This is a genomic window from Caballeronia sp. SEWSISQ10-4 2 (genome assembly GCF_030464885.1).
GTDB lineage: Bacteria > Pseudomonadota > Gammaproteobacteria > Burkholderiales > Burkholderiaceae > Caballeronia.
In genome coordinates this window covers 159,201-172,059 of record NZ_JALPRJ010000001.1, presented here as the reverse complement: position 1 = coordinate 172,059, position 12,859 = coordinate 159,201, and the positions used below count along the sequence as shown (strand labels likewise).

Here is a 12,859-nt window from a genome sequence, read left to right as displayed (position 1 = left end):
TATCGTGAAAATACTTGAACTGGCTGCGTTTAGTCGAGTCGAACGCCCGAACGTTGGCAATCAGTGATTCACCTGCATTTAGGAACGTTAATGAATAAGGCGATTGAAGTGGCGTTGTTCCTGCATTTGCTGGGGGTGGCGGTGTGGATTGGTGGAATGATCTTTGCGCACTTTTGCCTTCGTCCGGCAATTGCGGATTTATCGCCGCAATTGCGCTTGCCGTTGTGGGAATCGGTATTCAGCCGGTTTTTTAACTGGGTGGCGGCGTCGGTGCTGGTGATATTGCTGACAGGCGGCTTTTTGCTGACGCAGTTTGGTGGCGGGCACGCGTCCTTGCCGTTACACACGATGGCAGGCCTCGGCATTGCGATGATGCTGATTTTCGGACACATCCGGTTTGGCGTATTTCCCAAAATCCGGCGAGCAGTGCAATCGCAAAACTGGCCGGATGGCGCGAGGGCGGTGGGCACGATCAGAAGGCTGGTGCTGATTAATATCGTGCTGGGCGTTGTGACCATCGGCGCCGCGGTTTTATCGCGGGGAATGTAGCGCGCTGTTGAATCAATCTGCTCGCAGATTGCAGCAGCGAGTCCGGGCATTTCATCCCGTGATTGTCAACAACGGATCGACAATTAGCGGGACCACTACGGCGATCGCCCTATACAGCGGCGGTCGCGTGACCAATTCAATCAACGGCATTAGAAGGCGCTTCGCCAAACGGCAGGGCAGCAACATCGACCACGAGCCCAAGGCCGCAGACACCAAACCGGTCGAGCAGCGCTTGCACGCCCTCGGCCGGGACAGCACGAGAAAAGAGGAACCCTTGAGCCTCGATAGGTCCGAGCCGCGATAACCACGCAATCTGCTCCTCGGTTTCCGTCCCTTCAACCACAACCGTCAACCCAAGCGACCGGGCGAGATTAACAATCGCAGAAACCATCACGCAGACACTGCGATCGTGTGGAATAGCCTGAATAAACGACCGGTCGACTTTGAGCGTATCCACTGCAAACCGGTTCAGATAAGACAGCGACGAATACCCCGTGCCGAAGTCATCGAGCGCGATCCTGACACCAAGCCGCTTTAAAGCAGATATCTTTTCAGCGACGATATCCGGAAACTCCATCATCACGGTTTCAGTAATCTCGAGTTCGAGTTTGCCCGGCGCGATACCGCTTTCGCGAATAGCGGCCGCGACCGTCTCGAGCAAATCCCCGCGCCAGAACTGCACTGCCGAGATATTCACCGCCAGCGACAACCCGTCATACCCCTGACTCTGCCAGATGGCCAACTGGCGGCACGCGGTATGAATCACGAAGTCGCCGATGGGCACGATCAACCCCGTCGATTCCGCGACCGGAATGAACTCGTTAGCCGGAATCAGCCCGTGCTGCGGATGATTCCATCGCGCCAGCGCCTCGAAGCCCGTGATGCATCGCCGGGTCAGGTCGATCTTCGGCTGATAAGCGAGAAACAACTGATTCTGGGCCAGCGCCACCCGTAACTGCTGCTCCCACTTCATCAAATGATCCGCGCGATGGGACAACTGCGGCGAATAAAACTGATAGCAGTTCTTGCCCGCATCCTTCGCGCTGTACATGGCCAGATCAGCCTTCTTCAGCAAGTCGATTTCGCTTTCGCTCGACACTGAATACAATGCAATGCCAATGCTCGCGTGCAGCACGAACGCGCTGCCGCGTACATCGAATGGCGTCGCGAACATGTGCGACACCGCTTCTGCCAGCTCGACCGCTTGCCGCTCGACATCGGCGCCCTTGACGACCACGACGAATTCATCGCCGCCAATACGCGACAGCATGCCGTTGTCGCTGACCGTTTCCGCCAGCCGCGACGCTGTCATCTGCAGCACAATGTCACCGGCGTTATGGCCGAGGGTGTCGTTGACGGTCTTGAAGTTGTCGAGATCGATGAACAGCAGCGCAAGATGGCCGACGTTCTCCGGCTTCGCGACGTCATAGCGCAGCATCTGCAGCGTGGAATAGCGGTTTCGCAGACCGGTCAGCAGATCGTATTCGACCAGATGGGTCATCTCGCGCTCACGCCCGAGCAGCTTGCCGATCAGCCCGGTCGCGACTGCGAAGAAACCGAGCATGGCGAGCGAGATGAAAGTCGCCATGAGCAGGTAGACGCGGCGCGTGTGATTGAAGTCGGTGAACTCCTCGGCCTGCGAGAGCCCCACGAGCACGCCGAGCGGATAGCCGTCTATATGCCGATACGAAACGATGCGCGTGACGTTGTCGATCGGGTCGACATAGATGCCGGATGCGTGCTCGGAGGTCGGGTACACACCGCTTGCCGTGAACGCGCCTTTCGGGTCGCCGCTGCCGTCGACCTTTTTCATCAAGACGCTGTCCTGTTTGGAGGGCGTCGATCCGGCGCCGACTCCGGTGCTGCGCGCGAGCACCGAGCCGTTGTCCGAAATCACGGCGACCACGCCCTCGCGTCCGATCGACGCTACGTTGTAGAAGTCGCTCGTGAAATAGCTGGGATCTTCCGACACCACCACCACGCCCGCGAACGAGCCGTCGGGATGATTCAGGCGGCGCGTGATCTGGAGCGTCCATTGCCGGGAGACGCGGCCGAGAACGGGCTTGCTGATGTAGAGCAGGTCGTCGTTGGAAAGCTGGTGAACCCGGAAATGTTCGCGATCGGAAAGATCGACGGGTTTCGGCGTGGCTCCCGAGGTTGAGGAGATCAACATGCCGTGCTCGTCGATTAACGAGACCTGCACGAGCGTGTCGCTCTGCACGACGCCTTTTTCAACCGTGCTCGCCAGATTGAACTGCCCGGGCGTTTTCTCGAACTCGTATTTGACGAAACGGGTGATCTGGTCGACCTGGTGAATGGCCTTGATCGTGTGCTGCTCAAGTGCGGACGAAAGGATCGCCGCCGATGCCATCGATGCGTGCGTGGCGGCGTCGCGCTCCACCGACAGGCGCGCGAAGATCACCGTCCACAGCAGCACGAGCACGAGCGCGCCCAGCGCCGGAATGGCGAACAATGCGCGACGCCGGCGCGGAAAATCCGCATGTTTCATGTCGCGTGGCGCTCTGGGCCGTGATCGATTCATGGGTTTGGTCAGTCCATGGACCCTGTGACGCGTTGCGCCGATAGTGCGTCCGGAACAACACAAATGAATTTCGGCATTGCTGAAGCGCGTCCAATGCCGGTGAGGCGGGGCGTTATTGCCGGTATTCGGTGAATCCGGGCCCATCGTTCGAATTCGTTTGCAGGCCCGAGCCTGTGCGTGCATCGAGCACGCTTGCATTTCGCTTACGATGGTTTTAGCCATGCCGCCGTTCACAAACTCGTTCGGCATTGCCCGGCGCCCGCTGGTTATCCAGTCTCCCCCGCGTGAGGCTGATTTCCATAATGGCGGTTGAGTCAGATAATACCAATGACAACCGGCTTAGATATTACTGAAGGCGACCCATTTAAGGAAGCGCGGCGGTGAGGCGAAGTATCGAGGTATACACGGATAGGCTGAAACGCTTATCTGGAGCGGCCCTGGCGGGGGCGGCGATCGTTTCGACAATGTGAATTTAAGTCAGGAAACTGTGGTAATCCGGATCCCGATGCCGGGCGGCATCGGGATTAAGCCCAGGGATTAAGTGCGAGACAAAATTCGTTACAACGATTTATGCGTCTTAAGCGTTTAAAGCAGCGGTTTCAGCCCACTTCGGCAATCAATTCGATTTCGACGCACGCACCCAGTGGAATCTGCGCCACACCAAATGCCGAGCGGGCGTGTTTACCGCGCTCGCCAAACACGTCGGCGATTAATTCCGATGCGCCGTTGGTCACCAGATGTTGCTCGGTGAACTCGAACGTGGAGTTGACCAGGCTCATCACCTTCACGATCCGCGTCACCTTGTTCAGGTCGCCGACGTGCGCATGCAGCGTCGCAATCAGGTCGACGGCGATGGAGCGTGCGGCGGCACGGCCTTCTTCGGTCGTGAGCGTGGCGCCCAGTTTTCCCGCCCACACCTTGCCGTCCTTTTTCGCGATGTGACCGGACAGATAGACCGTGTTGCCGCTTTGGGCGCTCATCACGTAGGCGGCGGCGGGGGCGCCGGCCGTCGGCAATTCGATGCCGAGTTCCTTCAGCTTGTCATAGACGTTCAGTTGGGTCATGGAGTGCTCCCTGGAAATGGAAAAGATGACCCGCGCCCGACTGGTCGATGCCGGTCAGGCGCGGCGGGCGGGAGAGTGTATAGAGGCATGCATCCCGCCTCGAGACACTCTCATTGCAACAAGATCAGACCAATGCGCGGATCAGCGCGCCGAGCTTCGCGACACCTTCGTCGATCTTCGCCGGCGGTACCGTCACGAACGACAGGCGCAGCGTGTTGTGTTCGGCTTCGCTCGCAAAGAACGGGCCGCCCGGCACGAACGCGACGTGCTGCTCGATGGACTGCTCGAGCAGTTTCATTGTATCGATGTGCTTCGGCAGCTTCACCCACACGAACATGCCGCCTTCCGGCCGGTTCCATTCGACGCCCGCCGGCATGTGCTGTTCGAGCGACGCCAGCATGGCCGCGCATTGATCGCGATACAACGCGCGGATCTTCGGGATATGCGTCTCGAGAAAGCCGTCCTTGACCACCTCGTGCACGATGCGCTGCGTGAGGCTCGGCGTATGCAGGTCGGTCGCCTGCTTTGCCTGCACCAGCTTGAAGTGCAATTCCTCGGGCGCAATGATGTAACCCACGCGCATGCCCGGCGACAGGACCTTCGAGAACGAACCCAGATGGACGATGTGATCAGGCGCCATGGACAGCATGGTCGGCAGCGGTGCGCCCGCGTAGTCGAGGGCGCCGTACGGATCGTCCTCGATCACCGGGAAGCCGGCGCGCTGCGCGAAGGCGGCCAGCGCGGTGCGGCGTTCGAGCGACAGGCGGCGGCCCGTCGGGTTCTGGAAATTCGGCTGTGCGTACAGCAAGCGCGCGCCGGCAGTCAGCGTGGCGTCAAGCGTTTCCGGGATCAGGCCGTGTTCGTCGGTGGGGACTTGCACGTAATTCGGTTCGTACATGGAAAACGACTGCAGCGCACCCAGGTACGTCGGCGTTTCGACCAGTACGCGGCTCGCGGGATCGATCAGCACCTTGCCGAGCAGGTCGAGCGCTTGTTGCGAGCCCGTCGTGATCAGCACTTGCGATGACCGGATCGACGCGCCGTTGACCGAGTAGCGTTGCGCGACCCATTCGCGCAACGGCAGGTAACCTTCGGTGGCGCTGTATTGCAGCGCGGCGGACGGGTTGTCACGCAGGATGCGGTCGCACGCCACGCGCATTTCCTCGACCGGAAACGTCGCCGGCGACGGCAATCCGCCCGCGAACGAAATGATTTCGGGCCGCTCGGTGACCTTCAGGATTTCGCGAATCGCCGAACTGGTGAGCTTTCTGGCGCGTTCGGAAAGTTGCCACGGCTTGGCTTGAAGGTCGGCTTGATTCATGGGGTCCTCAGTTGGTCTCGGTGAGCGGTTTTAATACTTGATGCGTACGGGTGGGTTGATGGAATGCTGCACGGTGCTTCGAATAGGGTCTTGCACGCCGCGTTTCCTGGCTCGTTTCAATTCAGTGCAATCGGTGAGCGGCGGCGGACGCTCATTATCGCGTGTTCGATGGTCCAGTGGTCCAGTGGTCCCGTGTACTAGCGTGCGTCTTCCCGCTGCGTCTCGTCTTGTGCCGGATCGGGGGTATTCTCGGGCGTGTCCGCGGCGTCCGTTGCGTCCTCGGTCTTCTTGCTCCTGGCCCGCTTGCGGGCCGGCTTGACCGGCGCTGCCTCAGCCTGTTTCGCCGCTTCGATCGACTCCGCCGATTCTCCCAGCATGACAATGGAGCCATCCGGCAGCTCAAACTCCGCGACGAGCACCGGCGTCCCCTCCGTCACCTCGACCTGCATCAAATGCGATGCTCCGAGCCACGCCAATTGCTCGGAAATCAAATGCGCGCGCGGATGAAACCCCGTCAGCGACTTCAGCGCGATACCCGTTTCCGGCAGCGACACGCTCGGATGCTGCGGCGTGTCCCACTGGATCAGCGACGGCAGAAGTCCGTCGCCGGCGCCTTGCCACGAGGGGAAAGTGCCATCGGCGGGAACGGTGAGATCCCACGTGTACGCGCCACGCGTCATTGGCACGACAGCCGGGATGCGTTCCGGATATTGCGCCTGCCAGCGCGTCAGCAGCTTCGGCCGGTTCACCCGGGTAACCCAGTGCACGAGCTGCGGACCCGTTTCAAGACGCTTGCGCTGCGCCGGGTCGTCGAGTGCGAACAGACGCGGGCGCGGCGTTTCAATCGCAGCCGCGTCCGGGTCGACCGCGATCACTTCCAGATACGTGCCGCCCCACAGGTTCAGCAGGCGGTTATGCGTGCGCATCAGCGGATGCGCACCGCCTCCGGTCATCTCGATCCCCAGTTTCGCGGCGATAAAACGCTCGCCTTCTTCCAGCGTACGGGCAGCGATAACGAGGTGGTCAAGTTCCAGCGGATGAGCGGTCATAGTGCACGAATAGCTTGAAGGAAAATTGCCCGGACAACCCCGGCTAAGCTCACAAGCATACCCGTTCCGCCCGGTCGTGCCGCTGCGTTAGCCATCCGGCCGGGTAATTGGCGCAGAGTCCCAAACGACCGAAAACCGTTTCAGAAACGCCCCGGAAGGCTTGAGACACGCATAAAAGCCGCACGGAAACCGCCAATTTTACCTATCGTCCCAGTCTTAAATGTATCGACTCCGACCGTAACAGTAACGGTACAATCCATCCGATACTCCACGGTACAGTCATCACACGCATTCCAACCCGATGGAACCTGACATGTCCGTCCCGCTCGACCAGATTCCCGCGCCGCACGGCGCGCCGCAACTGACGCTTGTCGACCAGCTGGTCCAGTGGGGCCGGCGTCGTATCGACGAGCGGGTGTTCCGTCCGGGCATGCGCATGCCGTCGATCCGCAAGCTCGCGGTCGACAAAGGCGTGTCGCGTTTCACGGTGGTCGAGGCGTATGAACGGCTGGTCGCGCACGGTTATCTCGACTCGCGGCGCGGTTCCGGCTTCTTCGTGCGCGACCGGGCCAGTTCCAACGATTCCCACGTCCACCCGCCGTCCCCGACTGATCGGGCGCCGGTGCCAAGTACTATCGACGTGGTCTGGCTGCTGCGCAATATGCTGCACACGTCGAATCCGGCCAAAGGGCCGGGCATCGGCTACTTGCCGGCTAGCTGGCTGAATGGCGAGTTGCTGACCAGCGCATTTCGCTCCTTGAGCCGGCAAAGTGGCGCGCAAATGCTCGGATTCGGCACGCCGCAGGGGTTCTTGCCGTTGCGCCAGCAGATCCAGACCCGGCTGGAAGAGCTGGAGATTGGCGCATCGACGGAGCAAATCGTGATGGTGTCCGGCGTCACGCAGGCCATCGACCTGATCGCGCGAGTCTTCGTGAAACCAGGAGACACGGTCATAGTAGGCGACCCCGCCTGGTTCCAGATGTTCGGCCGTTTCGTGGCGCAGGGCGCGCGGCTGGTCGGCATGCCGTACACGCCGGACGGCCCCGATCTCGACGCGCTCGAAACCATGGTCCGGACGTGGCGCCCGAAGATGCTCGTGATCAATTCCGTGCTGCAGAATCCGACCGGCACGTCGCTGACTGCGGCGCAGGCGTTTCGCATCCTGCAGCTCGCTGAAACCTACGATTTCATCGTCGTGGAAGACGATATCTACGGCGATCTGTGCCCGACCAATTTCGCCGCGACGCGTCTCGCGAGCCTCGATCAACTCAAGCGCGTAATCTTCCTCAACAGCTATTCGAAGACGCTCGCGCCGAACCTGCGCGTGGGGTACGTCGCTTGCGCGCCGGAGGTGGCGAACGCCATCGCCGATCAGAAAATGCTGGTCGGCATGACGAGTCCCGAACTCAACGAGCGCGTGCTGTACAAAGTGCTCACCGATGGCCACTACCGGCGTCACGTCGAACGGCTGCGCGTGAAACTGGACAGCGTCCGCGAAAAAACCGTCCGGATGTTCGAAAAAGTCGGCTACAAGCCGTATCTGGTGCCATCGGCGGGGATGTTTTTATGGGCCGATACCGGCGTGGACTCTGAAGGGCTCGCCGCCGCCGGGCACGAAGCCGGCTTTTTGCTGACGCCCGGCAGCCTGTTTTCGCCGCATCAACTGCCCAGCACGTTTATGCGCTTCAACATCGCGAACTGTGGCGATCCGGGCCTGCCTGCGATGCTCGCCGGTTACGCGGATCGCGTGGGCTAGGGCGGTTCAGGGCTCATCGGGTTCCGCGACGCGCCTCTTGAAATTATCGCGGGCGACCTCATGTTCCGCAGAATTCGCGCGGTGCGTTCCGGCAGGAGGCCATGACGCTCCCGCGCTGTCCGGCTGCATCGCCGCCGCTTCAAAATCCCGTCAACAACAGACAACTAGAGGAGCCGACCATGGCACAAGAAACCATGAGCTTTCAGGCAGAAGTGAAACAACTTCTGCACCTGATGATCCATTCGCTTTACAGCAACAAGGAAATTTTCCTGCGCGAGCTGATCTCGAATGCATCGGACGCGGCGGACAAGCTGCGTTTCGAAGGTATCGAAAACGGCGCGCTGTATGAAAACGATCCGGATCTGCGCATCCGCATCTCGTACGATAAAGCCGCTCGCACCGTGACCATCGACGATAACGGCATCGGCATGAGCCGCGACGAAACAATCTCGCATCTCGGCACGATCGCGCGCTCGGGCACGAAGGAATTCTTCTCGAAGCTGTCCGGCGATCAGCAGAAAGACGCTGCGCTCATCGGCCAGTTTGGCGTGGGTTTTTACTCGGGTTTCATCGTCGCGGACAAGATCACGGTTGAAACGCGTCGCGCCGGGTTGCCGGCAAGCGAAGGCGTGCGCTGGGAAAGCGCGGGCGAAGGCGATTTCGTGGTCGAGCAGATCGAGCGTGCGCAACGCGGTTCGAGCATCACGCTGCATCTGCGTCCGGAAGAAGATGAGTTCCTCTCCACGCACAAGCTGAAGTCGATCATCCAGAAGTATTCCGATCACGTCGCGCTGCCCATCCTGATGAAGAAGGAAGAGTGGGATGCAGAGAAGTCCGAAATGGTTACGAAGGACGAAGACGAGACGGTGAATCAGGCGAGCGCGCTCTGGACGCGTCCGAAGAGCGATATCACCGACGAACAATACAAGCAGTTCTATCAGCACCTTTCCCACGATCACGACGATCCGCTCGCGTGGACCCACAACCGCGTGGAAGGCCGTAGCGAATACACGCAGTTGCTGTACGTGCCGAAACATGCGCCGTTCGATATGTGGAACCGCGATCATCGCGGCGGGTTGAAGCTGTATGTGAAGCGCGTGTTCATCATGGACGACGCGGAGCAGCTCGTGCCGACGTATCTGCGCTTCGTGAAGGGCGTGGTTGATTCCGCGGATCTGCCGCTGAATGTATCGCGTGAAATCCTGCAGGAAAGCCGTGATGTGAAGGCTATTCGCGAGGGCGTGACGAAGCGCGTTTTGTCGATGCTGGAGGAAGTGGCATCGTCGTCGGCAGAAGCCACGGATGACGCCGAGAAAGCCAAATACGCCACCTTCTGGAAAGAGTTTGGACAGGTGTTCAAGGAAGGCATCGGCGAGGATTACGGCAATCGCGAACGTATTGCGAAGCTCCTGCGCTTTGCATCGACGCATACGGATTCGTCGTCGGAGCAGACCGTGGCGCTCGCCGACTACGTCTCGCGCATGAAGCCCGAGCAAACGAAGATCTATTACGTCACGGCCGACACCTGGCAAGCCGCGAAGAATAGCCCGCATCTCGAAGTGTTCCGCAAGAAGGGTGTGGAAGTGCTGCTGCTGACGGATCGTGTCGATGAATGGATGCTCTCGTTCCTCAACGAATTCGACGGCAAGCCGCTGCAAAGCGTGGCGCGCGGCGACCTGGATCTTGGTGCGCTGAACGACGAAGAAAAGCAGGCGCAGGAGAAGGTTGGCGAAGAGTTCAAGCCGCTGGTGGAAAGCATGAAGGCCGCGCTGGAAGGCAAGGCGAAAGATGTGCGCCTGACGTTCCGCCTGACCGATTCGCCGACGTGTCTCGTTGCCGATGAAGGCGACATGAGCGGATATTTGCAGCGCATGCTGAAGCAGGCAGGGCAGCAAGCGCCGCAGATGCAGCCGATCCTGGAAGTGAACCCCGAGCATCCGCTGGTCAAGAAGCTTCACGCCGATGACGCGAATTTCGGCGACTGGTGTCATCTGCTCTTCGATCAGGCGATGCTCGCCGAAGGCGGCACGCTGGAAGATCCGGCAAGCTTTGTGAAGCGAACGAACACGTTGTTGCTGGCGCGATAAGTTAGCGAGGTTTGTTTTACGGTGCGCCCCATATGGGGCGCATTTTTTTGGGGCCGCGCTAAAGGCATGAAGTCCCGTTTTCGTCGTGACGATGACTCATGCAACGGCTGACTTGAATGTCGATCCGAGCGTGTACTTCAAGTAATCGACGGCGCATATCGAAGGTGGCGAAGACGGCACAGGCCGAATTGCTGATTCAGCAAGGCGTGCAGGTCGCCTTGCATTGAACATATTGGGGTTGCGCGTTCGCTGACCAGGCGACGCTCGCCTGGATGAAGTCAGAAAGCCGTTCCGGGAGCCATCCTGGAGCGGTTTTCGTTTTTGTTACTTCGCTTTGCGTTCTTTATTGGCTTGCGCCACGATCGATGCCGCCAAGGTTTTTGCTTCGGGTGACGCTTTCGGGTCGTGCAAAACGAGTGAAGCCTTGTGCTCCATCTCGGCGCCGGTTTGATTCTGTGTGTGAGTTTGCGATAGCGCCGACGCGGCGAGACTCTTTTCTATTGCCGAAGCCTTCGGATCGTGCAACGTATGCGACGCGAGCGCCGGTCATGTCCCAACCGGACCGCCAGTTTTCCCGCGCAAAAACCGCACTTCCATACGATTTGTCCTATATCCACGAGCCGGTTTTATAATCTCGCGCATGCCGAAAGACCTTACGACGACTCAATGGCGCGACCGTCCGCTTCCCACCTTCACTGCTGACCAGAAAGACTGGCTCACGCGTGGCGGTTCGCTCACCGCGCATCTGCGCGAACTAGGCGATGTCACCGTTGAAGTGACCCGCGAGGCCGTGGGCCAGCCTTGGCGCGATGAAGCGGCGGCGCTGGACATCACGGCGCGCACGCCGGTATGGATCCGCGAAGTGGTGTTGCGCGTGAACCACGTGCCGTTCGTCGCGGCGCATAGTATCGTGCCGCTCGACTCGAGTTCGGGCGTATGGCAGTCCATACGCCGATTGCGGACGCGGCCGCTGGCCGAGTTGTTATATAGCGATAGCAGCGTGTGGCGCTCGCCGCTCACCAGCCGACGAATCGATGCATGTGATCCGCTATACAGGCTGGCCGCCCGGCAAACGCCGCTTGAAAAACCGCACGCGTTCGTCGCGCGCCGCTCGGTGTTCATGAGACTGGGCGCACCGCTGATGGTCACCGAGTGCTTCCTGCCGTCGCTGTGGTCGTTTCTTGCGCGTCGCGACTCATGACGCAGAAACACTGCTTTCCTCCCGTCGTAGATGCAAACACCTGTGTACTAGTGCTAGGCAGCCTGCCAGGCGAGGTGTCGTTGGCGCAATCCCAGTACTACGCGCACAAGCAAAACCGCTTTTGGCAGTTGATGGGCGAAGTTATCGGAAGAGACCTGGCCGGCATCGACTACGAAGCGCGCTTGCAAATGCTGCTGCTTCATCGGGTTGGACTGTGGGATGTCGTCGCACAGGCACAACGTCAAGGAAGCCTGGACAGCAACATACGCAATCACGCCAGCAACGACCTGATCGCGCTGGTTGAGTCGCTGCCGCAGCTTGTCGCAATAGCGTTCAACGGCGGAACGGCGGCACGGCTCGGGATGCGCGCTTTGGAGGACGCAGCGGGGCAGTATCAATTCATCAGCCTTCCTTCAAGCAGTGCCGCGCATACCAAGCCCTATGCCGAGAAGCTTCACGCATGGCAAGCGTTGCGCACTTGGGTTGTCGAGACGGACGCCCAACGCACCCCCGAGGACTAGCTTCACGCGTGTGCGGCGCTCGCCCAACCCTACAACGCGAGCTTGTTCATTTCCCCATAAGCGCGATTCAGCCACACTTTGACACGCTGCCGCTCAAGCAGGCCCAGCCCGGTGGCGGCACGGTCGGGGTGATTGACCGCTGCCCAGAAGCTCGAGCTTTGCTGATCGATCTTTTGCATGGTTGTATCGGGCAGGCGACGCAAGGCAATCACGCTCGCTCCAAGTGCTTCGGCGCGCTCGCGTTCGCCGGACGCGTCCAGTATGTCGAAACGATCGCCGCGGATTTCATTCAGGACGAGCACCAGCTTGAGCCGTCCACCGAACTGGTCGAGCCACTGGCGCAGCAGATCGACTGAATCGCGTCCTGCGTCCATGACGTGCCACCAGGTCAGCGTCAGGCCATGTTCTTCAGCAAGACCGAGCACGTCTGAATCGTCGAGCCATTTGGCAAGCGACTGCTGGGTCTGGGCAGCGAGGTCGACCAGAATGCGCCGCTGCGGATCTTCAACCGCGTATTCGATGATGTGATCGAGGCTGTCGTGCTGATCGAGTACGGCTGGGGCCGCAAAGTCTGCATAGAACCGCAACAGCGCGCCGTGTGATTTGTCTGTGTCGAAGCCCAGGAACGGCACGCTACGATCGATAAAGTGCTGCGCCAGTACGCGGGCGACAAGCGATTTGCCAACGCCGCCTTTTTCGCCACCAATGAAGTGGATATAGCTCATTTCTGCAGATTTCCTATCGTGGAGCGGGTCAGGTCGAAGAGAAA

At 60.0% G+C, this 12,859-nt stretch carries 8 protein-coding genes and 2 pseudogenes; 5 read left to right on the top strand and 5 right to left on the bottom strand.

Features of this window, described 5'->3' with window-relative positions:
• Positions 1 to 90: 90 nt before the first annotated feature.
• Complete coding sequence (locus M0D69_RS00710; RefSeq protein WP_301780177.1) at positions 91 to 549, top strand: CopD family protein; 459 nt, start codon at positions 91 to 93, stop codon at positions 547 to 549.
• 136 nt (positions 550 to 685) lie between these two features.
• Here M0D69_RS00710 and M0D69_RS00705 read toward each other — a convergent pair whose 3' ends face one another.
• The 4 genes and pseudogenes from M0D69_RS00705 to M0D69_RS00690 all read right to left on the bottom strand — a co-directional run.
• Entirely contained in the window at positions 686 to 3,091 is a 2,406-nt protein-coding gene (locus M0D69_RS00705; protein ID WP_301780176.1) for an EAL domain-containing protein, read from the bottom strand.
• Between the two features lie 599 nt (positions 3,092 to 3,690).
• Positions 3,691 to 4,155: a RidA family protein gene (locus M0D69_RS00700; protein WP_301780175.1), complete on the bottom strand. Its 465-nt coding sequence runs from the start codon at positions 4,153 to 4,155 to the stop codon at positions 3,691 to 3,693.
• A gap of 124 nt (positions 4,156 to 4,279) precedes the next feature.
• A complete protein-coding gene (locus M0D69_RS00695) occupies positions 4,280 to 5,476 on the bottom strand; it encodes a PLP-dependent aminotransferase family protein (protein WP_301780174.1) in 1,197 nt (398 codons plus the stop codon).
• 386 nt (positions 5,477 to 5,862) lie between these two features.
• Positions 5,863 to 6,525 (bottom strand): annotated as a pseudogene (locus tag M0D69_RS00690) (VOC family protein); the annotation flags it as partial.
• A gap of 313 nt (positions 6,526 to 6,838) precedes the next feature.
• On the opposite strand from M0D69_RS00690, the gene M0D69_RS00685 reads away from it, so the two are divergent.
• From M0D69_RS00685 to M0D69_RS00670, 4 genes and pseudogenes are all read left to right on the top strand, one after another.
• A complete protein-coding gene (locus M0D69_RS00685) occupies positions 6,839 to 8,281 on the top strand; it encodes a PLP-dependent aminotransferase family protein (RefSeq protein WP_301780173.1) in 1,443 nt (480 codons plus the stop codon).
• Between the two features lie 179 nt (positions 8,282 to 8,460).
• Positions 8,461 to 10,368: a molecular chaperone HtpG gene (htpG, locus tag M0D69_RS00680; RefSeq protein WP_301780172.1), complete on the top strand. Its 1,908-nt coding sequence runs from the start codon at positions 8,461 to 8,463 to the stop codon at positions 10,366 to 10,368.
• 640 nt (positions 10,369 to 11,008) lie between these two features.
• A pseudogene (locus tag M0D69_RS00675) lies at positions 11,009 to 11,554 on the top strand (chorismate lyase); the annotation flags it as partial.
• 11 nt (positions 11,555 to 11,565) lie between these two features.
• Positions 11,566 to 12,090 (top strand): DNA-deoxyinosine glycosylase, encoded by a 525-nt coding sequence (locus M0D69_RS00670; RefSeq protein WP_301780171.1) that lies wholly within the window; start codon positions 11,566 to 11,568, stop codon positions 12,088 to 12,090.
• A 29-nt stretch (positions 12,091 to 12,119) separates the two neighbouring features.
• Here the strand turns inward: M0D69_RS00670 and M0D69_RS00665 are convergent, their stop codons facing one another.
• Positions 12,120 to 12,815 (bottom strand): mobilization protein, encoded by a 696-nt coding sequence (locus M0D69_RS00665; RefSeq protein WP_301780170.1) that lies wholly within the window; start codon positions 12,813 to 12,815, stop codon positions 12,120 to 12,122.
• Between the last annotated feature and the right edge of the window lie 44 nt (positions 12,816 to 12,859).

Excerpts from the sequence above, each read along its gene's own strand:
- M0D69_RS00670 (WP_301780171.1), top strand. The coding sequence starts at position 11,566 with ATGACGCAGAAACACTGCTTTCCTCCCGTCGTAGATGCAAACACCTGT.
- M0D69_RS00705 (WP_301780176.1), bottom strand. The coding sequence starts at position 3,091 with ATGAATCGATCACGGCCCAGAGCGCCACGCGACATGAAACATGCGGAT.
- M0D69_RS00685 (WP_301780173.1), top strand. The coding sequence starts at position 6,839 with ATGTCCGTCCCGCTCGACCAGATTCCCGCGCCGCACGGCGCGCCGCAA.
- M0D69_RS00665 (WP_301780170.1), bottom strand. The coding sequence starts at position 12,815 with ATGAGCTATATCCACTTCATTGGTGGCGAAAAAGGCGGCGTTGGCAAA.
- M0D69_RS00695 (WP_301780174.1), bottom strand. The coding sequence starts at position 5,476 with ATGAATCAAGCCGACCTTCAAGCCAAGCCGTGGCAACTTTCCGAACGC.
- M0D69_RS00710 (WP_301780177.1), top strand. The coding sequence starts at position 91 with ATGAATAAGGCGATTGAAGTGGCGTTGTTCCTGCATTTGCTGGGGGTG.
- htpG (WP_301780172.1), top strand. The coding sequence starts at position 8,461 with ATGGCACAAGAAACCATGAGCTTTCAGGCAGAAGTGAAACAACTTCTG.
- M0D69_RS00700 (WP_301780175.1), bottom strand. The coding sequence starts at position 4,155 with ATGACCCAACTGAACGTCTATGACAAGCTGAAGGAACTCGGCATCGAA.